Here is a 23,418-nt window from a genome sequence, read left to right as displayed (position 1 = left end):
ATAATGCATACTGACACTTTGGCCCAGCCAATTCCTTCTAGTAATAATAAGACCATTGGCAAAACTGGTGTTTTGATCGTCAATCTCGGCACGCCAGACAGCCCGTCGGTGCCGGATGTACGCAAGTACCTCCGCGAATTCCTGATGGATGAGCGGGTCATTGATATTCCTTATATAAACAGGTGGTTTCTGATCAACCTGATCATCGCGCCATTCAGAGCACCTAAATCAGCCAAAGTTTATAAACAACTGTGGCGGCCCGATGGATCTCCATTGAAAATATACGGTTATTCCGTTAAAGAGAAGTTGCAAACTGCATTGGGCAGCGATTACGTGGTGGAGCTGGCAATGCGCTATCAAAGCCCGAGCATTGAAGGTGCATTGAAAAACCTGCGTGAACAGTGCCTTTCTGAAATTATAGTAGTTCCATTTTTCCCACAATACGCTTCTGCGTCGACTGGCTCGGTTTATAAAGAAGTAATGCGTGTAGTGCAGGATTGGGAGGTTTTGCCGGAAATACGTTTTATTAACCGTTTCCTGGATCATCCCAAGTTCATTCAGGCATTTGCCGATTTAGGTAAAAAATACATGGCACAGCGAAACTATGATCATTTCGTATTCAGCTACCACGGTTTACCTGAGCGCCAGATTACCAAAGGCGATGTAACCAACAGCTTTTGCCAGTTTGGCAGCTGCTGCGATAAGCTTGACCATAGAAATCAGCATTGCTACCGGGCGCAGAGTTTTGAAACAACCAGGCTACTTGTAAAAGCAATGGGAATACCGGAAGGAAAATATACGACCTGCTTCCAGTCCCGACTTGGCAAAACGCCCTGGATCAAGCCTTACACAGATGAAGTGATCCCGGAACTAACCAAAAAAGGGGTAAAGAACGTACTTGCATTCTCTCCTTCTTTCGTGGCCGATTGTTTGGAAACAACCATTGAGGTAGGCGAAGAGTACAAAGAGTTGTTTGAGAAAGAAGGCGGACAGCATTGGCAATTGGTTGAAAGTCTCAACGACAGCGATAGCTGGATTGAGACGCTCGAAGACTTAATTACCAATAAAAGAAGTTAATCAGAGGCTTACAGCCTCTTTTTTGTATAGATCCGCCAGTGTATTGACCGCATAATCGATTTCCGCTTCGGTGTTGTATTTGCCGAATGAAAAACGAACATTGGCGCGATCGGGATCGATCTGAAGTTCATTCAATACATGTGAACCAATGTCTGTCCCGCTTGAACATGCGCTGCCGCCTGAAACTGCAATCCCGGCAATATCCAGATTAAACAGCAACATATCGCTGATATCGGAGGGTGGCAAGCTTACACTCAGTACAGTGTACAAGCTGTTACCAAGATCAGCAGAGTTTCCATTGAACGATACGCCATCGATTTTACTTCTCAGGTTCTCGATCATTCTTGATTTCAAACCTTCAATATGCTGACGGTGCGCGTCCATATCGCGATAAGCAATTTCCAATGCTTTCGCCAGACCTACAATACCGTAAATGTTCTCGGTACCGCCGCGCATATTACGCTCCTGTGCGCCTCCGTGGACAAACGGTGCGATTTTAATGCCCGGACGTACATACAAAAACCCTACTCCTTTCGGACCATTGAATTTATGCGCCGCACCGACAATGAAGTTGGCTTTTAATTTTTGTAGATCATGCGGGAAGTGACCCATTGTTTGTACGGTGTCACTGTGGAAAACTGCATTGTATTTCTCGCAGATATCTCCTGTTGCTTCCAGATCCAGTAAGTTCCCGATCTCATTGTTGCCGTGCATTAATGAAACAAGCGAACGGCTGTTGGTAGCGAGCAGCGTTTCCAGATGTTCCAGATCCACTTCGCCTTTTTCATTCAGATTGACATAGCTCAGCTTGATCGTGCCAGCTTTGCTCAGGTGTTCGAGGGTATGTAAAACAGCATGGTGCTCGATCCGGGAAGTAACCGCGTGTTTCAGGCCCAGTGTTTCTATGCTGCCGCGGATCGCTGTATTATCCGCTTCTGTTCCGCCGGAAGTAAAAAATATTTCAGCCGGAGCTGCATTCAGGATACCCGCTATGCTTTTTCGTGCACGCTCTATTGATGAGCGAACAGCTCTTCCGTATGAATGAATGGAAGAGGGGTTACCAAACTGCTCCGTCATTAATGGAAGCATCACTTCCAATACTTCCGGGTCAAGCTGGGTAGTAGCGGCGTTATCCAGATAAGCTTTCATATTACTCTTGTTATTACTTCTGACTCATTGTTTCGGCTCGGAAATAATTTCCTTGATATCCGAAATGATCTTGTTTGCCAGGTTAATCGCCGTAGTCTGCGTTTCCGACTCGGAATAGATCCTGATTATGGGTTCGGTGTTTGACTTTCTTAAATGAACCCATTCTTTATTGAATTCGATCCGTACGCCGTCAATTGTGTTAAGCGGCTGCTTGGAATAGCGGTTCTGAATGCGGCTTAGAATATTATCAACATCAATGTCCGCCGTCAACTCAATCTTATTTTTTGAAATATAGTAATTCGGGTAAGACCTGCGCAGCACTGATGCAGTTTTGCCGAATTTGGCCAAATGCGTCAGGAACAGGGCGATACCAACCAGCGCGTCGCGACCGTAGTGGCTCTCCGGATAAATCACCCCTCCATTTCCTTCCCCACCGATGATCGCATGGTTGGCTTTCATCATATTGACCACATTCACTTCTCCTACTGCAGAAGCAAAATATTCGCCGCCAGCTTTGACAGTCACGTCGCGCAATGCAGCTGTGGAGGATAAATTGGAAACGGTGTTACCGGGTGTATTTTTCAACACATAATCAGCGACAGCTACCAGGGTATATTCTTCGCCGAACGGAGTGCCGTCTTCGCACATGAGCGCCAGCCTGTCCACATCCGGGTCAACTACTATTCCCAGGTTGTATGCACCATCGTTGAGCTCTTTGCTGATTTCACGCAAATGTTCCGGCAGCGGCTCGGGATTATGGGCAAAGTTGCCCGTCGGCTCGCAGTTGAGTTTTTTGATGTTCTTGGGATCAACTCCCAGCGCTTCCAAAAGCATCGGAACAACGATCCCGCCGGTAGAGTTAACCGCATCCACCACGATCTTGAAATTTGCATTCCTGATCGCTTCCACATCTACCAATGACAATGCAAGTACCTGATCAATATGCTTTTGCAGATAAGTATCGTCTGACTCGTAGCTACCCAGCTTTTTCACATCGACAAATGCAAAATCTTCCTGCTCGGCAATACGCAAAACCTCTGCTCCTTCCGCTTCGGATATAAATTCTCCGTCGTGGTTCAAAAGCTTCAATGCATTCCATTGAATGGGATTATGGCTGCCTGTCAGAATGATTCCACCTGCCGCATTTTCATTGGTAACAGCAATCTCGACAGTTGGCGTAGTAGAAAGGCCCAGGTCCACAACATGAAGACCTACTCCCTGCAATGTACCTGCCACAAGCCGACTAACCATTTCACCGGAAAGTCGCGCATCCCTGCCAATAATAACTTTTGAATTCTGTGGATCCGATCGCCTCAGCCAGGTTCCGTATGCAGCTGCAAATTTCACTACATCAATCGGAGTCAGTGCCTCCCCGGATTTTCCACCCACAATACCTCTGATTCCGGAGATAGATTTAATTAACGTCACGTTCTGGTGTATCTCTTTTGTTTGCTGTAAAAATACTAAATTTCCCTCTCAGCCCTTAGATTTTTCTACAACTAATAGCGTGTCTGAGTTTCCGGATGCTGACGTATACCCGTAAAAATCGCTTCCATTTGCGTCAGTTCTTTGCCACTTCTCCCATTTTTGTAAAGACCGGATCCATCCATTGCAGCGGCAGCTTTTGTACCGAATTGCTTAGCAATGCACTCCATTGTTTGCCCACATAATCCAGATCGTCCTTCTCAAAACGATGCTCAACAATCTCAAAAGAGTCTTTTGTATACATTACCACATCAATGGGATAATCTACGTCGTTGGAGCTGACCCGCGTTGAATCAAAAGATAGAAACCCGATTTTCAATGCATCGTGCATGCTCGAATCGAATTTCAGACTGCGGTACAACAGTGGCTTTCCATAACCCGAATTTCCGATAATAATAAAAGGAGAACCATCGCCCACTTCCACCCAATTGCCTTCGGGATACAGGAGAAAAAGTTTATGCTCGGAGTCATTTTCGAGCTGGCCGCCGATAATGGCGAAGAGATTAAAAGATAGCCCAGCTGCATTCAGAGCCGACCGGTCCTCGTCTGCAACGCGCCTGACCTGCTCCCCCAATGCATTTACCGCCTTGTAGAGCTTGTTGAACGAAGAGTCACGTTCTTCCAGCACTTCCTTGAAATAGGTGATCGCTTTGTCACGGACAGACCGAAGGCCCGATGTCATCACGAATATCGAATGCTTGCTGGATTGGTAAACGGAAACTTTCTTGTTGGTGGAAACCTCCGTTCCGGATGTAAGGCGCGTATCAGCAATGGCGACCAGGCCGGATGCTACTTTGATACCAAGGCAATATGTCATGTCTTTGCGGCTCTCTCTGATAAAAAGTGGGTCGCTAAGTTATGAAAGTTTTGCACTCAGTTCATCCACTGGGTTTTAAATTGACCGAAGCTCTGGCCCATCGTTTGGCTTTGTGACTGACTTTGTGACTGCCCCTTATCCAGTCCGAAATACATATCAAAAATAGCGCTGTCGATCTCGTTATTTTTGGTCTGAAATGTATCCAGGTACTCGTGCAGGCCGGTTTTGAAAATCTCCTCCACATCTGTGAATTCCAGCTCTGCGCGGATTTTACTTAATGCACGCTCAGCGGGATTGGTGTGGCCTCTTTCCGGAATGGAGCCCGCAATCGCATAAAGCGAAAGCTCCGCCTGGCGCACGCAGTAGGCGATAGACCGGGGAAATAGCTTATCAAGGATCAGAAAAGCTACAATGTTCATGGAAGTAAGCGCACGGTGCGTCTGACGGTACATATTGTAAGCACTTACCGATTTCAGCACCGCAGTCCAGAGCATCAGGTCGAGTGTGGAACCCGAAGTTCCGGAGTCCTGCTGCAGGGTAAAGTACTTCACATCCAGAAACCGCGAGCATTTGTCGCCGCGCTCAATGTGACGGCCAAGCCGGCCAAAATGCCAGGCCTCATTCCGCGTAATGGAAGTATCCACCACGCCGTGGAACAGCTGGCAGCTTTTGCGGATATCCGTGAAATAGGATTGCATATGGTCCATATTCCGGAAATGGTCCGGCGATGTTTCACGGATAGACAGGTAAAATGTATTGATACTCTCCCACATTTCCTTTGATATCGTCTCGCGGATCGTACGTGCATTCTCGCGGGCTTCGTACAGACAGCTGATAATGGAGTTGGGATTGCGCTTGTCGAAAGTCATGAAGTGGATTACATCCTCTTTCGTAGGCTTATCGTAGTATTTATAAAAAAGGTAATGGTCGGCAGTTGCGATCAGGAGCGGCTCCCATTGTTCATCTACATCGGGCGGCAAATCCAGGGCAAGATTGAAGTTAACTCCTACAAAGCGTGCATAATTTTCAACCCGCTCCATATAACGGTTCATCCAGTAAATTGAATTCGCAACTCGGCTTAGCATAAACGGTAAGTATTGTCTCTAAAATTGATAATCAGAATATTCGTTAAGCAGTTCTACCAAAATACCTAATAAAATTTTGCATATACAAGATTATGCGAAAAGTAATAAAGTATCACGAAAGATTCTCATTTTGTAAAAATGCAAGCACTGACTTGGAATATTCCCGAAACATTTAAATTTTGTAAAATATCATATCATAACCTAAAACCGGAGTAAACGTGTCGAAAAAAGAACAGTTAACTGCTGCAATCCAGAAATCATACCAGACTGACAAACCTGTTATCCACCTGGGCTCTGCCATTCTGGACGGTGAGATCATCAGTGAGGCCCGGGTAAGTCTCCCGCTGCGTATGATGAACCGCCACGGGCTGGTTGCAGGAGCTACCGGATCCGGTAAAACACGCACATTACAGGTCTTCGCCGAACAGCTCTCAGCAGCAGGCGTACCCGTTTTTATGTCGGATATCAAAGGTGATCTTTCAGGAATAGCACAGCCGGGAAAGTCCAATGCAGCACTTGAAGAACGTTCGCAAGTCCTCGGCAATGTGTTTACGCCAAAAGGTTATCCGGTTGAACTATATTCCCTGAGTGGTAAAAAAGGCGCACAAATGCGAGCTACCATTCTCGAATTCGGGCCAATTTTATTATCCAAAATATTCGAACTGAACGATACGCAATCCGGCGTGCTGGCTATCCTTTTCAAATATGCCGACGATAAGGATCTCCCAATGGTCGATTTGAATGATTTAAAGAAAGTCCTCAATTATTTATCGGAAGGGCCGGGTGCAGCGGAGATCAAAGGTGACTATGGAAGCATTTCCAGCTCTACTGCCGGCACTATTCTCCGTAAGATCGTTGCACTGGAGCAGCAGGGAGTTGGCAGTATTTTTGGTGAAAGATCATTTGATATCAGCGACCTCATTGATCGCGTAGACGGACAGGGCATTATCAGCCTGCTTAATATCTCGGACGTGCAGGATAAGCCGGCATTATTCTCCACATTCATGCTGAGCCTTCTGGCTGAACTTTACCAGAAGCTGCCGGAAGCAGGAGACCTCGACAAACCGAAGCTCGTGTTTTTCCTCGACGAAGCGCATTTGCTGTTCAAAGATGCACCAAAGGCATTTCTCGACCAGATAGAGCAGGTGATCAGGCTGATACGCTCCAAAGGGGTGGGTGTATTCTTTTGTACGCAAATGGCGCAGGATGTTCCGGTTTCGGTATTATCCCAGCTTGGTAACCGTGTTCAGCACGTACTGCGCGCATTCACGCCGCAGGATGCAGACGCATTGAAACAAACCGTAAAAACATATCCCAAGTCAAGCTTTTATGAGATTGACCAGGTACTCACAACGCTTGGGATCGGACAGGCATTGATCACGGTTTTGAATGAAAAAGGTATCCCGACCGAGGTAGCTGCAACGCACCTGCTTCCGCCCACTTCGGTAATGGGGCCAATGGTACAGGCGGATTATGACCAGCACGTGCAGCAATCGAGTCTTTACCAGAAATACAAAGATCCTGTTGATCCGGAAAGTGCTTACGAAATGCTGACAAAGCGGATGGAAGCACACGCCAAAGCAGAAGAAGAGACCAAACAGGAAGTAACCGAGGTCAAAAAACAGAAAGAGGAAAAAGGAATGCTTTCTGAAGCACTGAATTCTCCTTTGGCAAAGCAAATCGGCCGGGAGGTTGTCAGAGGCGTTTTTGGAATGTTATTTGGTAAAACGACTCGGTCACGTACCACGAAGAAAAGCGGCGGATTTTTCGGGTTCTAAATTACTTTTTGACTTTCCAGCCCACCACGCAACGATGCCCGGCTAGTTGATCCATATTATTCTGGACATCTAGCCGGGTTTTTGCATTATCCAATGCATCCCGGTAAATCCCGCGAAGCTCTTTACGCTTGATTGCTTCCAGAAAGCGCCGTGCATCTTCTTCATTTTCCAAAAGCAGCTCGGGAACGGGAGTTGGTTTATCATCCTCCCCTTTGGCCACCATCGTCACATACGAGGTATTGGTGTGCCTGACCGTACGGTTCCTCACATTCTCAGCAATGACGCGAATGCCGATCACCAGCGAAGTCCGTCCCACGTAATTGACAGACGCGTGTAGCGACACAAGATCGCCCACTTCAACCGTCGGCAAAAAGTCAACTCCGTCTACCGACACTGTCACACAATAGGTACCCGCATGCCGGGATGCGCATGCGTACGCCACTTTGTCGATGAGCGATAACAGGATCCCGCCGTGGATCTTACCGCCAAAATTGGCATAGGACGGGATCATCAATTCTGTCAGAGTGGTTTGTGAGAATCTCACCGAGCGCGGTTCCATATATAATCTGCTTATTTCAAAAATATAGTTTTTCCTGTCTTGGCAGCTTCTTTGGCTGTTTCAAGAATCTCAACCACTGTCACATTCACTGGCAATCCGTACATATCATTTTGTTCCAATGTGAGTTTGCCGGTTACTACATCTGCCAGCACAGAAAACGGGTCTGTAAAAGGAGCTGGGCGCGGATCGAGCTTGATTGTTTCTTCCGGCGTCTTTTCCTGTAAACGCTGCCGCACTACCGTCGGATTTACAGCCACTGCATAGCCTTTATTTCCAAAAACTTCCATGTCTTTGCGCGCAAACGACCAGTTCCACGAACCCTGAATAATGCACTGCGCCTTGGGATATTGCAGGATAATAGAGGCTTCATCGTCAACATTCTTGTAAATCTCGGGCTTGTTCTGGTGAGTTACGGCGGTAACAGAAACAGGTCGCTGGCCTTTCAGGAGCCAGGTCATCAGGTTGGCGCCATAGCAGCCGAAGTCCACCAACGCCCCCGCGCCGTTTTTCGCAGGATCAGTGAGTATCTCTAAAAACTCTTTGCTTACCCCGATTTCTTTCGGTCCTTGGTGCCCGTCGTTGACCATTACCTTCCTGATCTCGCCCAGCTTGCCTTGTTCCACCAGCTCTTTCACATATTGATTGCTTGCATACCAGGAAGTTTCAAAATTGGTCAGCACCTGAATGTTGTTCTTCTCTGCGAGCCGCTGGATTTCTTTGGCGTCGGCAAATGTAGTAGCCAGGGGTTTTTCAACCATCACGTGGATCTTCCTCGGCGCACAGGCTTTGACAACCATCATATGCTCACTGATCGCCCCGAATGCAGATACTGCCTGTGGCTTTGTTTCATCCAGCATTTTGTTGAGGTCGGAGTAGAAGAGCTTCTTATCGAGTTTATATCGCTCAGAAAACTCCTTCACCAGCTCCGGATTTGTTTCATAAATGCCGACCAGCTCAATATCGGTTTTATTAGCTCTGTTGAAAACCCAGCCCACGTGTCCGTGCGTCAGGCCGGCTACCGCCAGCTTCACCGGCGATTGTGCAATTGTTTGTACGCTGATCATACCTAAAATCAACAGGAGAAATGCTTTCATAGTCAAGGTGTTTAAGACATTTTATCAATAATATCTTTAATTACTTCCTGCAAATAGGCTCCATTGTATGGACCGTACCAGCTCATTGTTTTGGTTTCATACAAATCCCTATCGAAGTACTTATCGTGGGTAATATAGCCAATATAACCGCCATTAAAGCTGGTAACAAGCAGGTTAAGCCCCTTTGACTTCGCATATGCATCCAATTCCGCGACCAGCTCACCCGAAAAATCGCAGGGCATTCCCACCATCAGCATATTGCCGACGCGCAGTGCTTTTACAAAAACCGGATACTCACCAAATGCTTTCTTAAAAGCCCAGGATCTTAAAACCAAACCCATTGTTAACCGCGGACTAGGATCACGGAGTGGCAAAGGGAGGGTTAACGAGCGGATCACATTTTCTTTGCTGGGTTCCTTCGAAGTAGCTGGTGATAACAATGCATTCTGTACACCAAACGCCTGATTTTTAACCTCATCAAAATCATCGGTTCCTTTCTCGATCGGAGCCATACTGCCTACTGCGCCTGCCATATACATGGCGAAGTTATATCTTCCGTTTTCCAGCGAGTCAACCAACATACCGGGATAGTCGCGGGAAAGGATGATCGTTTTGGAATTTAAAACCGTGGAATGCGCGCCAAAAGAGCTCAGAATAGCTTTTTTGCCTGTTTTGGTCACAAACGCCGCTGAGCGGATTTCAGGATCCACCCCGCCTTCCTCCCCTACCAGGCGATTTCTGATATCCAGTGTGTCCACAGATTCGAGGTAAGTCAGTGCAACGGGTTCCACATTGGCTTTTGCTTGCGTAATGGCGGTATAAAATGCATCTGCAAGCCGGTCCACAATAGCGGGATCGTATTTTCCGGAGAAAAACAAGGAAGAAACGCCGGTACCCCAGCCGCCTACACTGTTATGAGTATGCGTAGCCCCGAAGTAAACCTGATCAAATGGAATCTCTTTTTCTGTCAGCCTGGCTTGCAGGATTTTAGTGACCGTCGGCGGAATGATAAGCAGGTCAGCGGAGACGATCGCCGCTTTTGTTTTTCCATTATCAATTACAATGGCGCGTACATATACGGAGTCGTGAACAGCAGTGTATAAACGGCCTTTTCTGTTACCATAGCCGGCAGTCGGTGTGGGAGAAGCGGGCGTAATATTGACTTTCGCCCAGCCTGCCTTCAATTCGCCGGGAGAATCCGGTTTGATGGGTTCAACCTTCCCTATTATTTCCTTCCATTGCCTGTAATAAGGCATTTCCTTGTAGGGCGTTTTGTCCATTGTCGTGACAAGCACCGCCAGGATCAATATCAAAATCAAAACGATTGAACCGATGATCCGCAGCAGAATCCTAAGAAATCTCATGGAAGGGCATTTTTGAAGATTTAAACCGACCAAATATAAAAGGAAAACACCCCTCTGATATCCTCATACAACAAAAAACCCGTCAGCTGAGCCGGCGGGATGTATGCTGTAACTGCGAATTAGATCAGGATTGCTTAACCAGCTGAATATTCGCGATGAGTTTTACGTCTTCACCAATCACAAGTCCGCCGGAATCGGTCAGCTGCATGTAATTCAGACCAAATTCCTGTCTGCTCAACCTGCCTTCGACTTCGAACCCGATTCTAATATTTCCATCGGCATCTCTTTCGGAGCCGCCGTATTCTGCGTCCAGCTCAATGGGTTTGGTGATACCTTTTAGGGTAAGCAGACCGGAAAGCTTGTAGTTGTCACCTTTGACTTTATGAAAATAATTGGATTGAAAAGTAATGTGCGGGAATTGCTCAGCGTCAAAGAAATCTGCTGACCTTAAATGCTTGTCGCGGGCTTCTATATTGGTATCAATACTGCTTACATCGAGAGAGAAGTGGATTTCTGCATCTTCGAAATTGCTAAGGTCGGAAGTAGCGCCGCCTTCGAAGTTATTGAATGAGCCTGTAATCGTTGAAATAACGAGGTGTTTGATTTTGAACTGAACCTCAGAATGTGCGGGGTCTACGATCCATTTTGTAACTGCCATAGGTAATGAAAATTTAAATACTACATACTGCGACGAACACCAAAAATAGCATTCCAGCTAAGAAACGTGTATTAACATGTTTTAATTCAGAACGCATATAGAGTTTACAAGAAGATAAACGGCACGTGATTTATACATCATACCTTATCATTATATTTACTAAACATAAATCCGCGCCACATGAAAATGCAGGGAAGAAGCGTATTCACGTACGATGTATACGCTCCCACTACCGTGACCACGATGCTCCGGCCTCGTCGTCAGGAAGGTCAATCTATTATCCAGGAAGGCTTTAATATCGAACCCGCGGTACCTTTTTCAGAATACATTGATATTTACGGCAATCCTTGCCAAAGAACCATTCTGCCTGTCGGCCGCGTAGTAATCACTACCGAAGTACAGGCTCAGGTAAATGCCACGAAACCAATCCCCAGTCCGCCTCCCGGCTACGTGCTTGTAGGCGACCTGCCTGATGATGTGATGCATTATATCCTGCCAAGCAGGTATTGTCAGTCGGACTTACATGAAATCAACATGCTGGCGATGGAAATTGCCGGCAACCGGACACCGGGATATGAGCAGGTAGAGGCGATCCGGACGTGGATTCATAATAACATTACTTACCAGTACGGTGTGACAGATGCGAGTACAACAGCGCTGGATCTGGCCCGCAATCGTATAGGGGTGTGCCGTGACTTTACGCACCTAGCCATCGCCCTTTGCAGAAACCTTTGCATTCCTACAAGAATGACAGTAGGGTATCTCGACAGGCTCAAAGTAATGGACCTGCATGCGTGGTTTGAGGTATTTATAGGGGGAGAATGGTATACGTTTGACGCTGTTCAGGAGAAAACCGAAGGCTATCGCATTGAAATTGCCCACGGTCGCGACGCCGCGGATGTAGCGATGGTTACCCAGTACGGCAATGCGACATTACAGTCACTGCACGTAGAAGCACATTTGATAGAATAGAAGGAGGAAAGGGAGGAAAGGGAGGAACGGGAAGAAAGGGAGGAAGATTTTTCCCTTCCTCCATCCTCCCCTTCCTCCTTCCTCCCTTTTTAAATAACTCCCAAGTCGACCCCTACCTTTGTGAAAGCTGCTACGGCTTTTTCTAGGTGTTCCTGCTCGTGACCGGCGGATATTTGTACGCGGATCCTTGCTTTCCCTTGCGGAACAACGGGGTAGAAAAAGCCGATCACGTAAATTCCTTCTTCTAATAACCTGGCAGCAAATTCCTGCGCAAGCTTGGCGTCGTAAAGCATGATAGGAACAATCGGATGCTCGCCGGGTAGAATATCGAAGCCCGCTTCCGTCATCGCCTTGCGGAAATAAGCGGTGTTTTTTTCCAGTTTATCACGCAGCGCAGTTGAAGACGAGAGCAGGTCAAGTACCTTAATGGACGCGCCGACAATGGATGGTGCGAGCGTATTTGAAAAAAGATAGGGTCTTGAACGCTGACGCAGGATTTCAACGATTTCCTTTTTGGCCGCCGTGAAACCGCCCGAGGCGCCGCCCAATGCTTTACCATAAGTGCCCGTAATGATATCAATGCGCCCCATTACATTCCTGAATTCGTGAGAGCCGCGGCCGGTTTTTCCCATAAATCCGGTGGCGTGACATTCGTCTATCATGACCATTGCCCCATATTGTTCTGCCAGGTCACAGATCTTATCAAGCTGCGCGATGGTTCCGTCCATTGAAAACACTCCGTCAGTTACGATCAGGATTCTTCTGCTTCCTGCCGCATCCTTTAACTGTGTTTCCAGGTCTGAAATGTCGTTGTGTTTGTAGCGGAAGCGCTTTGCCTTGCATAAACGGATACCGTCGATCAGTGAGGCGTGATTAAGTTCATCGGAAATAATTGCGTCCTGCTCGTTCAGCAAAGGTTCAAACAAACCACCATTTGCATCGAATGCAGCTGCGTACAAAATGCAATCTTCCGTTCCCAGGAATTCGGCTGTTTTCTTTTCAAGTTCCTTATGAATGTCCTGGGTACCGCAGATAAAGCGCACCGACGACATTCCAAAACCGTGCGTTTGAATCGCTTCTATCCCCGCCTGAATGACCTCCGGGTGTGACGATAGTCCGAGATAGTTATTTGCACAAAAGTTAAGCACATCTTTCCCGTCAGTAGTAGCAATACTTGCTGCCTGCGGCGTGGTGATCACTCTCTCTTTTTTATATAAGCCCGCATCTTTGATAGCGTCGAGCTCTTTTTCCAGTTCTGCCTGAATAGATCCGTACATGGTTTAATTTTGAATGAGTGAATGAGTGAATAGTTAGCCAGTTAGCGAGTTGGTGAGTTAGTCAATGATCTGCATGACTTAATGACCTAATGACCCAATGACCTGACAACTCACCAGACCTTCGATTTACTTACCTAGTGCTTTACCGGCTTGTACTTGATGGTCAGCTCTTTGATCATCTCCTCTGTCATCTTGTCGAGGTTGTAAGATGCGCGCCAGCCCCAGTCTTTTCTGGCCTGGGTATCGTCAATTTCCTGTGGCCACGATTCTGCGATTTGCTGGCGGAAGTCGGGCTTATAAGTAATCCTGAAATCGGGAATGAACTTGCTGATACTGGCTGCGATCTCTCTTGGAGAAAAGCTGGTTCCCGCCAGGTTATATCCTGTTCTGACAGTGATTTTCTCAGCCGGCGCTTCCATCAGCCGCACTGTTGCGTCCATTGCATCGGTGATATAGATCATCGGGAGTGTTGTATCTTCCCTCAAAAAGCATTCAAACAACTCTCCCTTTACTGCTTTGTGGTAAATGTCGACCGCATAATCCGTGGTACCTCCGCCCGGCATGGATTGGTAGCCGATAATGCCGGGATAACGGATTGAGCGGATATCCAGCCCGTATCTTTTAAAATAGTAATTCGACCAGTTTTCCCCAGCGGCCTTGCTGATCCCGTAAACGGTGCCCGGATCCAGGTAAGACCATTGTTCTGCCCGCACATCAACCTGGTCGCCGAAGACCGCGATCGAGCTCGGATAGAATATTTTCTGAACGTCATTTTCTCTTGCAACTTCCAGCACATTGAAGTAAGTCTGCATGTTAATGTGCCAGGTTTTCAAAGGTTCCTGCTCGCCTTTCGCAGAGAGGATCGCGGCCAGATGATAAATCTGGGTAACCTTATGTTTTTTCACAATCGCCGCAAGCGCATTTGCGTCTGTCGCGTCGAGCAGCTCAAAAATGCCTTTTTCCAATTCCGGTTTGCGAAGGTCGGAGGCTACAACGTGATTGATCCCATAGATCTCCCGCAGGTACTCCACCAAAACAGAACCGATCTGACCATTTGCCCCGATTACCAAAACATTTTCTGACTTCATAGGGATTCTTGTTTAAAGCATAAATCACTTGCAATTTGCCGTTTAAGAAATTTATTTTCAACAAACAGCACATTCAGCAGGAAACTTTACCGCACAATGATTATTTTTTGGTAAAAATCACTTTTTAGCTGCCACAGCTTACCTTGCAGCAGCAAATATTATTGCACCATGGAACAGTTGGACAAAATCGATACCAAAATCCTCCGCATTCTTCAAAAAGATGCAAAAAAAACGACCAAGGAAATCGCTACGATGCTAAATCTGACGATATCCCCGGTCTACGAGCGGATCAGGCGGCTGGAAAGTCTTGGCTACATCAAACACTATGTGGCTATCCTCGACAAAAAGCTGATCAACCGCCACGTTACCACCATTTGTCAGGTGTCAATGCGGTACCATAATGAAGCTTTTATCGAGAAGTTTGAGCAGGAAATCCAGAACCTGGATGAAGTACAGGAATGTTACCACATGGCGGGGCAAGTGGATTTTTTACTTAAAATCAATGTATCCAGTCTCGACGAATACCACGATTTCGTCAAATACAAGCTATCCAAAATCGACAATATCGGCGTGCTGAACAGCACTTTCGTACTGAAAGAGATCAAGCATACCTCTGAATTTTATATCTGACCTGATCAGAAATTTCTTTTGTTGACCTCGAAAGAAAACTGCTTGCTACCTGCCACGCCAGCTGGTGTAATTCCTTGGATCACAACCTGGTACTTACCTGTTTGGTCGGAGGTGTAAAATTCAAGCGCCGCTTTTCCGCTTTTGTCGGTCACTACATTCGGTGCCCAGTGGAGCAGGTTGCGAAAATCGGGAATGCGGCTGTTTGCGCTGGCTGCATCGTATTTGGGAGCATAAAACTCGCGTTGCGCCTGCACGCCTTCGTAAGGCAGAACTAGCACTTTCGGATCCAGCTCAAACCCGCCCAGATCATTCCCGTAAGTCGTAAAGGTTACAATTCCGGTAAATGTCAGCGGCCCCAGGAAGTACCGTGAGTTCAGTACTTCTATTTTTTTCACCTTCAATGGGTCAAATTCAATGATCTTGTCCGCGTCAAACACGGGAATTCCGTCCACCAGGATCAGGGGATCGGTATCATAGTAAGTGTTTGGCAAAAGCTTGTCTATCATCCTGAAATGATACTCTTTCTGTCTTCTTCTCACCAATACTCCTTTTACATATTCCCGCAAAACCTCTTCCATTGTTGGAAAGCGGGTGAAATCATCGAGGAAATACTTCTCATCGGGAACACCAAAGAATGCGACCGAATCAATTAATGTAGCTTTCTTCTGCGTATAAACCCGGGGCAGATAGGAGTTGCCGGTTTGCATATTGATCGTGCGTGTCAGTAACTGGTTTTCCAGGGTTTTGTCAAAAAAGAAACCGGGCAGCGCATTACCGGAAAACTGCTTGGAAAACGGACTCGCGATCTCGAACTTATAAGTTGAATCCATTGCGAGATTGGTTTGTACCGTGATCTCCTTCGGTCCTTCAAAGCGGCGCACTTCAAAGGTTACCTTTCCATTCTGATCACTTTGCGCAACATATAACCTCGCCGGAACGTCGAGCGCGGCCAGGAATGCATCTTTTCCTTTGGCCGGAGTTCCGTCTTCCCTGCTCACAATGCGACCCGTAATGAAGTGGCCGTCGTATTCAGGCACATTTTCATATTTGGGCGGCTGGTTACCGAATACATTCTCCCACTTCAACCTGCGCCAGCCGTGCGTAAGCATTAAATTATCGAGCTGCTGATCGGTATCCCTGTTAACATTGCTGAAATAATAACCGGGTGATTCAATAGTTCCTTTTAAATCGGAATTGAGCCAGAGGTAACTTGCGATATCCTGCTGAGGATCGGCGTGAATGGAATCTTCGAGGTAAATAGCCACTGACAGGTTTGTCATCTGATCAGCCGCCGCAGCTACATTCGCGGTAAGGTTCAGCGCGACTTTTTCGCGGGTGATAAATGTTTTAGCCAAATTTGCTTCCAGGTCGAGCTTACTCTGGGGCCGCTTGAAATACAGCCGCTCACAAACCGGCTTCACTTTCTCATTGAAAATCGTGATATGCGAAATCCCTTCGCCCAACTTGGTTTTATCAACCAGGAAAAACGTCCTGTTTCTTATCAGCGGCTTTTTCTCGATCACCGGATTTACCTGCCGGGTGTGCGCAAGCATGTAAACGTATACGGGCTCGTCGGTGTTCAGCTTTGCAGTTACGGACACTTTGAGCCACTGGTCCGTCGAATCCTTTACCTGCATTACAAAGCCCTGTCCCTCAACTGCGGGAAGGGCATACTCTGCTCGGGTGCCTTTTGAATCGGTAACGTAAGCCTTGTAAGTCTCGCTTTCCCTTGGGGTAAATGTAAAACTGCCTATTCCATTAATTGACGGCGTAAATTTCTGAATGGTATCATTCTGCGCATTGACAATAGCTCCATTAAACCGGATTCCCTTTCCATCGGCCGCGACTGCACGGAATGCGATTTTACTTTCCAGCCCCTGAACCAGCCGTCCGCCTTCCGGGAAGAATTGTACATCGTACTTGCTTTCACCTTTCACGGTACGGTCGGGCTCGAACCTGACAAATGGATTGACAATGGACACTGTACTTTCAAAAAACTGATCTGCACCAAAATTCTTCATCCAGTTGGTATAGCAGCGCACTTTGTAATTTCCGCTGATAATCGCAGCGGGCAGTATCACTGCTCCATTCCCCTTCCCTTCCCGCATGGAGAATTTGGTTTGCACGACCGGGTTGTTATCCAGATCCAAAATTTCCAGATAACCTACTTTGCTCAGATCAAGGAACCGGTGTGTGGCGCCATTGAGCAGGTACGCTTTGAACCAGAGCGTTTCTCCGACCAGATAAAAAGGCCTGTCCAAATGCACATACAGCTTTTCCTGCACAGCGCGCCCTGTATATAAATCAAAGCGCTGCTTCATAGAAGTAACCATAGGATCTTCCTGCGCGCTCGCAGCGAGCGGAAATGCGATCAGCAAAAAGATATGAATAAAGAACCTCGCGAGTTTACACATGAGTTGCGCTGTATTAATAGCTACCAAAAAGTTGGTTTTGTAGTTGTTCCGCCTTGTGTCCTGCAATCAATGCAGCTGGCCGGCGCGCCCAGTATGTACTCTGCCCGTTCTCCTCCGAAAGACATTAACAGCGCGGCTGTTTCCAGCGCACATTGCCTGTCACTGTTTGGTCGGCAGACAATATCAAATGTATCGGGCGGCATACAGCGTGGAAAATTGCCCAGGTGCGGCGCAATGGTAAGCCGCTTTGTTTGTTCGGTAGCTGCACTGAAATAGCCGAATACCAGGTCTTTGGAATCTTTTACATTATGGATGTTACCGGTAACCTGTGAAGGTTGAGGATCAAACAGGCTTCCTGTCCCCTGGGTTGTTTTGGAAAGACTTGTCCAATACTCAAATGCTTCCCGGGAAAGCGCATACTGCCGCACCAGCACACTGTATCTGATGTAAAGCTTGTTGGTTGATACCGGGACTTTGAACAGCGGAAGATCCTTGATTATATCACTGCTCAGCTTGATTGTGGATCCCAGGAGGATACTTCCCGATCGCATACTTCCCCAGCATTGATTAATATCCTTACTCCGGGTCACAATCTTTTTATCAACAACTTCGAGGTAAGAATAGTAAGCAGACCTGTATTCCCAGGTTTCTTCAAACTTCCATCTGTAGAAATGCGTGTTGTTATTGGGATCGTGGGTATTTACGTAAAAAATCATTGCATCCTGCCCCGCATCAAAGCGGCTGGCCAGGCTGTCAATCGGGGGTGTCTTGGTAACCTCCACGTATTCGGACAAATACTCTTTTCCAAATAAGTTGATCCGCAGCCTGTATTTCGTATTCTCATTGTATTGCTGAGGCGGAAGAAGGTACAATCCCCTGCCGGCTTCTGTGAAGTTATAGCTCTCACCCGTCTCCGATTCCGCGGTAATAATGGCGCCTTCAACGCTCAGATTGACTGTTGGCTCACTTACATTCTGCGTCTGCCGCAGCTCAATCCGGCTTGTATCCTGTCCTACATTCAGGAAACCGTCTACTACGAGGTACTTTTCAACAGAGTTGACCTCGGGCGGTGAAAAAGGCTCAACGCAACTGTCCAGAATAAGCAGCAGCGCAAAAAAGCCAAGTTTAAATAACCAGTATCGCATATATGTTGTTTTCTTAAAATCTGAAATTGTATGTAACCGTAGGAATTGGCTGGCCAAATATGGAAAGCTGGTATCCATTTACCCTTCCGCCAACTGTCTGAAAATACACCGAGGTCGGGTTCTTCCTGCCCAGCAAGTTGTAAACCGCCAGTGTCCAGGAACTGTGCGCCAGCTTTTTGATCCTGTGATTTCCTTCAATATTCATTGACACGTCGGTTCGGTAGTAATCCGGGATACGGAACTGGTTGCGGTCTGCATAGTAAACCCGCTGTGCGCCGTCGATCAGGTACTTGCCGATTGGCGGGGTATAAGGCCGGCCGGTGCTGTAAGTAAAGTTGAATGAAACACTGAACCTGTGTGAGAAGCGGTAGTTGGAGATTAGGGTAAAATCGTGCGGCTTATCGTAATTGCTCGGGTAGAAGTTACCGTCATTCGGCGCATCCGGCGACTCGCGGTCAATTGCCCGCAACAATGTCCGGGCATAAGTGTAGCCCAGCCAGCCATTCAGCTTACCTGTCATTTTCTTGATCATGAATTCGACACCATAAGCTTTTGCTTTCGTATTGAGCACGGCGGCTTCGATATTATGGTTCATGATCAGCGAATCGCCACCTTTATAATCCAGGAAATTCTGTATGTTTTTGTAATAACCTTCCAGGGATACCTCTATTTTGTTGCCCCTGAAATTGCGGTAAAGTCCGACTGAGATCTGGTCCCCGATCTGCGGCTTGATATAAGGGTCGCTCAGCTTCCAGATATCCGTTGGCGAAACGGTCATTGTATTGGTAAGCAAATGAATGTACTGCCGCAGCGTGTTGTAGCTTACTTTGAGGGACAGGTTATCAAAAACGCTGTAACGGACGGAAGCACGGTACTCAGGTCCGCCGTAAGTCTTGATATTTTCACCCGACTTATACTGTCTTACACCATTCTGATAAATGTATTCGATCGGAAGGCCGGCCACATAGGTGTTTACATTTCTTGGGCCCAGGTATTGAAAAAGTGAAAAACGCAGACCTGCCGAAATGGAAAGGCGCGGACTAACCTCAAATTTATCTTCCAGGTACAATGCACTTTCAACAGCCTGCTCGGCTTCCAGCTCGTCGGGCACAATCAGCGACTCGGCGGTAGCGGGTTTGAATGAGCCCGGATGCAACTTATAATAAATGCTGCTGAGCCCGAATTCAAGGGTATGCCGTGGATCGAGATTATAGCTAAAGTCCGCCTTGAAGTTGGATTGATTAATGTCAAATTTAAGATCAAATGCATTCAGCGGTAATCCTTTCGCATTCATTGCGTACTGGTACTTGCTGTGCGAAGCCGTGAATACACTATATAGCTTCGAATTGAATGTGTGCTTCCATTTCAACGAAGCAAGCTGGTTTTGATAAGTATACAAGGTATCTCCAAACAACCTGAACCGGTCGTCGCTTGTGTAGCCCGTCAGGAACAAGCTGTTTTTCTCATTGATCTCGTGACTGACGTGCAGGTTGATATCGTAAAATGAGGCTGAGCTTTTGTTATAATTCTCATTATCCAGCGCCTTGATAACCCAGTTGGAGTAAGTAGAGCGTCCGCCCAGTAAAAACGACGTTTTGTCTTTCACGATCGGCCCTTCCAATGTAAGCCGGCCGGTTACCAGCCCGATCCCGCCTGAGGCTACGAATTTCTTTTTGTTACCATCACGACTATTGATATCCAGAACAGACGACAACCGCCCGCCGAACCTGGCCGGAATGGTACTTTTGTACAGTTCTACATCTTTCAGTACATCCGGATTGAATGCAGAGAAAAAGCCGAAAAGGTGCGACGGATTATAGATAACAGCATCGTTATACTGGATCAGGTTCTGGTCTGTGGAGCCACCGCGTACATTCAACCCCGTACTATTCTCCCCTACCGACTTAATGCCCGGTAATGTGAGTATCGTGCGGAGTAAATCTGTTTCCCCGAAAACCGTCGGTACCTGTTTGAGGTTTTTAATAGTGAGCTTCACAGTCCCCATTTGCGTACCTACCACGTTCCTGTCCATTCCGGCTTTTACCGAAACTTCTTTCAGTGCTACCACACTTTCACGCATTTCGATATCCAGCTTACCATCTGAATAAAGCATTACCTGGCGCCGCGTTTCCCGCATTCCGGTGCTTCTGATCCTGACTACCTGCTTGCCGCGCGGGATAGTTAATGCATAAAAGCCGAGCGCGTCGGTTGTAACGCCAATGGAAGGGGAAGCAATAAAAACAGCCGCGCCGATGACAGGCTCGCCCGTTACTGCATTTCTTACATACCCCGTAATGGTGGAATTGCCTGGCGTAATGCGATGTTTTCGGATACCAATTTCGTGCAGCTTGCTTTCAGCGGTAGAAAGCAGCTTTTCCTTCGCATCGTCGCCCGGACCGGCGTAGGAAATGGAATCATTATCGCTGCCTTTATCAGGTTCAAATAATCCGGGTGTAAGCTGGGTAATGATCCGCGGCCCCTGGGTAATGTATATCCGTCTTTGCGCGTCAATCGCATATTCGAATTCCGATCCCCTGAAAACCTGATCAAGCACTTCGCGGATTGTGAGGTTATTTACATTCAGGTCGAGCGTAAGGCTGTCGAACTTGCTGGGATCGTAATAAAAGTAGTATCCCGTTTGCGCTTCGACGACCTGCACGAATTCACCAAACCGGGCAGAGTCCAGTTTAACGGTGATTTTCTTATCGGCTACACTTTGCGCCCGGGTAATACTTGGAAAGAACGATAGACTGATGAGGAAAATAAGTGGTAAAAGTTTCTTCATGGCTTGGCTAATTCATCGTGAACGGCGACCATCTTGGCAATGGCCAGATCTTTTTGCTTCCGGAACTTGATATGCCCGTCCCTCAGCACCTTGCGTAATTCCTTTTTGTGCTCAGGAAACAGGTTCAATACCGATTTCTTTGTCTGCGTACTGTGGTACTTTCCATCTTTCAGAACAAAAAAGAAGTTCTTCTGCGGGTATAGGGATATTACTTTTTTATCCACGATTTTTTCCTGCCGCTGTTTCGCCCGTCTAGCGATCGTGCGGGACTTACCATCGTAAATCACGTCATAAAAACCGGTACGCATTTGCGGTCCGATATCCTTCCCTGCTTCGAGGCGAACAAAACTGTGATCGTTCAGCAAAAAGAAGTCAACTTTTTCGGATTGCAGCAACAGGTGATCTCCATTGAAATGCTTGATGACCAGCTCGTCTTTGAAAATGTCGTAAAGCATCGGAATGCTGTCAAACTGCTGATTATCATAGCGAATAACACCTTTCATCCATTTTCTCGTATCAAAAAACTGGTGTTCCTCATTCCTCGGATCGTAGAGGTAATACTGTCGGCCGTTATACAGGTTTTGCGTGAAGGCGGTGGCTTCTTTATAAACAGATATGGGATGGGATGCGGGATCTGTCGCAGTGTTTACCTGGGCGATCTGGCCAAAGGAATTACCGGCAATGCACAGGAAGAAGAGAAAGGAATAGGTAAAGTTCGACATGCACGAAATTTTTTATAATAATACTATAAAAACCTGTGTAATTGCTGCGGTTCGAAAGGTATCTACTTCAAAGATGTTATCGGAAGTTACATACTTCACTGAAGCAGAATTTATTTATTCTCCGGCGTTTAGCTACTTACCAGGCCTATTTCCATAGAAAACTAAGTCAGCTTGCTAACCGTTTTTCGGGAATGTCCTAACTTTGGTCTTATCTGAATCCACACATTCTTCCAATTTAAAAACACTTTATGAAAATCTTAATTACCGGAGGAGCAGGCTTTGTCGGATCGTCGCTGGCCATTTCTTTAAAAATGAATTATCCGCATTACGAGGTATTTGCGCTCGATAACCTGAAACGCCGGGGATCAGAACTGAATATCAGCCGCTTGAAAAAGCATGGAGTGGAATTCGTCCATGGGGATATACGTAACAAGGAAGACTTTGACGCCATTCCGGCAGTGGACACGGTGATAGAAGCCTCTGCCGAACCTTCGGTACTGGCGGGACTCGACGGAACGCCCGATTACCTGATCAACACCAATCTGGTGGGCACTGTGAATTGCCTCAACTATGCATTGAAGCACAAAGCAGGTTTTATTTTCCTTTCTACCAGCCGGGTATATCCGATTAAAACCATTGAAACACTGAATTTCGTTGAGGAAGAAACGAGATTTGCATTGTCTGACGAGCAGCCGGTTCCCGGGGTATCCTCAAAAGGTATTGCCGAAGATTTCCCGCTAAATGGCGCGCGTTCTTTGTACGGTACCACAAAGCTGGCTTCCGAGCTGATTATTCAGGAATACAATGAGTTCTATAACCTCAAAACGGTGATCAACCGCTGTGGTGTGATTACTGGTCCGTGGCAGATGGGCAAGGTTGATCAGGGCGTAATGGTGTTGTGGATCGCCAAACATTATTTTGACCAGCAGCTGGGTTACTTTGGCTACGGCGGCACAGGCAAGCAGATCCGCGATATGCTGCACGTGGCTGATTTGTACAGGCTGATCGACTGGCAATTACACAATCTGGATAAGGTAAACGGAGAAATCCTGAATGCAGGCGGCGGTCTGGAGAGCAGCGCCTCGTTGCAGGAACTGACGAAAGTTTGCCAGGAAGTAACCGGCAAAACGATCCCGATCAAAGTAGTACCTGAAAACCGCACTGCAGATATCCGGTTGTATGTTACCGACAATACAAAAGTAACCGCATTAACCGGCTGGAAACCGGAAATCGGTATCCGCCAGATCGTAGAGGAAATTGCTGCCTGGCTGAAAGAAAACGAAGCCGATTTAGCTCCGATTTTAAAATAAGGAGAAAAG

The 23,418-nt window shown here is 47.0% G+C and carries 19 protein-coding genes; 5 read left to right on the top strand and 14 right to left on the bottom strand.

Going from position 1 to position 23,418, the window contains the following annotated elements; all coding sequences use genetic code 11:
* Positions 1 to 3: 3 nt before the first annotated feature.
* Positions 4 to 1,077 carry a ferrochelatase gene (gene hemH / locus ASG33_RS03185; protein WP_056280207.1) on the top strand — a complete coding sequence of 358 codons (1,074 nt, stop codon included), beginning with the start codon at positions 4 to 6 and terminating at the stop codon, positions 1,075 to 1,077.
* Here hemH and ASG33_RS03180 read toward each other — a convergent pair whose 3' ends face one another.
* From ASG33_RS03180 to ASG33_RS03165, 4 genes are all read right to left on the bottom strand, one after another.
* Positions 1,078 to 2,226 (bottom strand): cysteine desulfurase family protein, encoded by a 1,149-nt coding sequence (locus ASG33_RS03180; RefSeq protein WP_056280203.1) that lies wholly within the window; start codon positions 2,224 to 2,226, stop codon positions 1,078 to 1,080.
* A gap of 24 nt (positions 2,227 to 2,250) precedes the next feature.
* Positions 2,251 to 3,654 (bottom strand): phosphoglucosamine mutase, encoded by a 1,404-nt coding sequence (glmM, locus tag ASG33_RS03175; protein ID WP_056280200.1) that lies wholly within the window; start codon positions 3,652 to 3,654, stop codon positions 2,251 to 2,253.
* A 133-nt stretch (positions 3,655 to 3,787) separates the two neighbouring features.
* The gene (locus ASG33_RS03170; RefSeq protein WP_056280197.1) at positions 3,788 to 4,528 is read right to left on the bottom strand and encodes a peptidase; all 741 of its coding nucleotides are present in this window, start codon (positions 4,526 to 4,528) and stop codon (positions 3,788 to 3,790) included.
* Positions 4,529 to 4,584: 56 nt separating this feature from the next.
* On the bottom strand, positions 4,585 to 5,613 hold the full coding sequence (locus tag ASG33_RS03165; protein WP_056280193.1) for an alpha-E domain-containing protein: 1,029 nt from the start codon (positions 5,611 to 5,613) through the stop codon (positions 4,585 to 4,587).
* A 218-nt stretch (positions 5,614 to 5,831) separates the two neighbouring features.
* Between ASG33_RS03165 and ASG33_RS03160 the strand changes: the two genes are divergently transcribed.
* Entirely contained in the window at positions 5,832 to 7,391 is a 1,560-nt protein-coding gene (locus tag ASG33_RS03160; RefSeq protein ID WP_056280190.1) for a helicase HerA-like domain-containing protein, read from the top strand.
* A gap of 1 nt (position 7,392) precedes the next feature.
* On the opposite strand, the gene ASG33_RS03155 is transcribed toward ASG33_RS03160, so the two are convergent.
* From ASG33_RS03155 to ASG33_RS03140, 4 genes are all read right to left on the bottom strand, one after another.
* Positions 7,393 to 7,950 (bottom strand): acyl-CoA thioesterase, encoded by a 558-nt coding sequence (locus ASG33_RS03155; RefSeq protein WP_056280188.1) that lies wholly within the window; start codon positions 7,948 to 7,950, stop codon positions 7,393 to 7,395.
* A gap of 11 nt (positions 7,951 to 7,961) precedes the next feature.
* Positions 7,962 to 9,044: a Gfo/Idh/MocA family protein gene (locus ASG33_RS03150; RefSeq protein ID WP_056280185.1), complete on the bottom strand. Its 1,083-nt coding sequence runs from the start codon at positions 9,042 to 9,044 to the stop codon at positions 7,962 to 7,964.
* An 11-nt stretch (positions 9,045 to 9,055) separates the two neighbouring features.
* Positions 9,056 to 10,408 (bottom strand): neutral/alkaline non-lysosomal ceramidase N-terminal domain-containing protein, encoded by a 1,353-nt coding sequence (locus ASG33_RS03145; protein WP_056280182.1) that lies wholly within the window; start codon positions 10,406 to 10,408, stop codon positions 9,056 to 9,058.
* A 124-nt stretch (positions 10,409 to 10,532) separates the two neighbouring features.
* Positions 10,533 to 11,066 (bottom strand): YceI family protein, encoded by a 534-nt coding sequence (locus ASG33_RS03140; protein WP_056280179.1) that lies wholly within the window; start codon positions 11,064 to 11,066, stop codon positions 10,533 to 10,535.
* Positions 11,067 to 11,246: 180 nt separating this feature from the next.
* Between ASG33_RS03140 and ASG33_RS03135 the strand changes: the two genes are divergently transcribed.
* The gene (locus ASG33_RS03135; protein WP_056280177.1) at positions 11,247 to 12,038 is read left to right on the top strand and encodes a transglutaminase family protein; all 792 of its coding nucleotides are present in this window, start codon (positions 11,247 to 11,249) and stop codon (positions 12,036 to 12,038) included.
* 89 nt (positions 12,039 to 12,127) lie between these two features.
* Here the strand turns inward: ASG33_RS03135 and kbl are convergent, their stop codons facing one another.
* Positions 12,128 to 13,315, bottom strand: coding sequence for a glycine C-acetyltransferase (kbl, locus tag ASG33_RS03130; protein WP_056280174.1), 1,188 nt, complete (start codon positions 13,313 to 13,315; stop codon positions 12,128 to 12,130).
* 134 nt (positions 13,316 to 13,449) lie between these two features.
* The gene (locus ASG33_RS03125) at positions 13,450 to 14,403 is read right to left on the bottom strand and encodes an NAD-dependent epimerase/dehydratase family protein (RefSeq protein WP_056280171.1); all 954 of its coding nucleotides are present in this window, start codon (positions 14,401 to 14,403) and stop codon (positions 13,450 to 13,452) included.
* Positions 14,404 to 14,571: 168 nt separating this feature from the next.
* Here ASG33_RS03125 and ASG33_RS03120 point away from each other — a divergent pair, with 168 nt between their 5' ends.
* Positions 14,572 to 15,033 (top strand): Lrp/AsnC family transcriptional regulator, encoded by a 462-nt coding sequence (locus ASG33_RS03120; protein WP_056280169.1) that lies wholly within the window; start codon positions 14,572 to 14,574, stop codon positions 15,031 to 15,033.
* 5 nt (positions 15,034 to 15,038) lie between these two features.
* Here ASG33_RS03120 and ASG33_RS03115 read toward each other — a convergent pair whose 3' ends face one another.
* From ASG33_RS03115 to ASG33_RS03100, 4 genes are read right to left on the bottom strand one after another with little or no spacing between them, the layout of a single operon-like run.
* Positions 15,039 to 17,447, bottom strand: a complete 2,409-nt coding sequence (locus ASG33_RS03115) for a hypothetical protein (protein WP_056280165.1) — start codon at positions 17,445 to 17,447, stop codon at positions 15,039 to 15,041.
* 20 nt (positions 17,448 to 17,467) lie between these two features.
* Positions 17,468 to 18,592, bottom strand: a complete 1,125-nt coding sequence (locus tag ASG33_RS03110; RefSeq protein ID WP_056280163.1) for a DUF4249 domain-containing protein — start codon at positions 18,590 to 18,592, stop codon at positions 17,468 to 17,470.
* Positions 18,593 to 18,605: 13 nt separating this feature from the next.
* Entirely contained in the window at positions 18,606 to 21,377 is a 2,772-nt protein-coding gene (locus ASG33_RS03105; protein ID WP_056280161.1) for a TonB-dependent receptor, read from the bottom strand.
* Positions 21,374 to 22,099, bottom strand: a complete 726-nt coding sequence (locus ASG33_RS03100; protein ID WP_056280158.1) for a hypothetical protein — start codon at positions 22,097 to 22,099, stop codon at positions 21,374 to 21,376. Before ASG33_RS03100 ends, ASG33_RS03105 begins: the two co-directional genes overlap by 4 nt.
* A gap of 248 nt (positions 22,100 to 22,347) precedes the next feature.
* Between ASG33_RS03100 and ASG33_RS03095 the strand changes: the two genes are divergently transcribed.
* Entirely contained in the window at positions 22,348 to 23,409 is a 1,062-nt protein-coding gene (locus ASG33_RS03095) for an NAD-dependent epimerase/dehydratase family protein (RefSeq protein WP_056280157.1), read from the top strand.
* Positions 23,410 to 23,418: the final 9 nt, after the last annotated feature.

This window comes from Dyadobacter sp. Leaf189, from assembly GCF_001424405.1.
Lineage (GTDB): Bacteria > Bacteroidota > Bacteroidia > Cytophagales > Spirosomataceae > Dyadobacter.
The sequence above is the reverse complement of the archived record's forward strand: the minus strand, read 5'-3'. Positions and strand labels throughout refer to the sequence as shown.

Coding starts and splice junctions, on each gene's coding strand:
- hemH (WP_056280207.1), top strand. CDS start 4: ATGCATACTGACACTTTGGCCCAGCCAATTCCTTCTAGTAATAATAAG.
- ASG33_RS03180 (WP_056280203.1), bottom strand. CDS start 2,226: ATGAAAGCTTATCTGGATAACGCCGCTACTACCCAGCTTGACCCGGAA.
- ASG33_RS03170 (WP_056280197.1), bottom strand. CDS start 4,528: ATGACATATTGCCTTGGTATCAAAGTAGCATCCGGCCTGGTCGCCATT.
- ASG33_RS03165 (WP_056280193.1), bottom strand. CDS start 5,613: ATGCTAAGCCGAGTTGCGAATTCAATTTACTGGATGAACCGTTATATG.
- ASG33_RS03155 (WP_056280188.1), bottom strand. CDS start 7,950: ATGGAACCGCGCTCGGTGAGATTCTCACAAACCACTCTGACAGAATTG.
- ASG33_RS03150 (WP_056280185.1), bottom strand. CDS start 9,044: ATGAAAGCATTTCTCCTGTTGATTTTAGGTATGATCAGCGTACAAACA.
- ASG33_RS03145 (WP_056280182.1), bottom strand. CDS start 10,408: ATGAGATTTCTTAGGATTCTGCTGCGGATCATCGGTTCAATCGTTTTG.
- ASG33_RS03140 (WP_056280179.1), bottom strand. CDS start 11,066: ATGGCAGTTACAAAATGGATCGTAGACCCCGCACATTCTGAGGTTCAG.
- ASG33_RS03135 (WP_056280177.1), top strand. CDS start 11,247: ATGAAAATGCAGGGAAGAAGCGTATTCACGTACGATGTATACGCTCCC.
- kbl (WP_056280174.1), bottom strand. CDS start 13,315: ATGTACGGATCTATTCAGGCAGAACTGGAAAAAGAGCTCGACGCTATC.
- ASG33_RS03125 (WP_056280171.1), bottom strand. CDS start 14,403: ATGAAGTCAGAAAATGTTTTGGTAATCGGGGCAAATGGTCAGATCGGT.
- ASG33_RS03120 (WP_056280169.1), top strand. CDS start 14,572: ATGGAACAGTTGGACAAAATCGATACCAAAATCCTCCGCATTCTTCAA.
- ASG33_RS03115 (WP_056280165.1), bottom strand. CDS start 17,447: ATGTGTAAACTCGCGAGGTTCTTTATTCATATCTTTTTGCTGATCGCA.
- ASG33_RS03110 (WP_056280163.1), bottom strand. CDS start 18,592: ATGCGATACTGGTTATTTAAACTTGGCTTTTTTGCGCTGCTGCTTATT.
- ASG33_RS03105 (WP_056280161.1), bottom strand. CDS start 21,377: ATGAAGAAACTTTTACCACTTATTTTCCTCATCAGTCTATCGTTCTTT.
- ASG33_RS03100 (WP_056280158.1), bottom strand. CDS start 22,099: ATGTCGAACTTTACCTATTCCTTTCTCTTCTTCCTGTGCATTGCCGGT.
- ASG33_RS03095 (WP_056280157.1), top strand. CDS start 22,348: ATGAAAATCTTAATTACCGGAGGAGCAGGCTTTGTCGGATCGTCGCTG.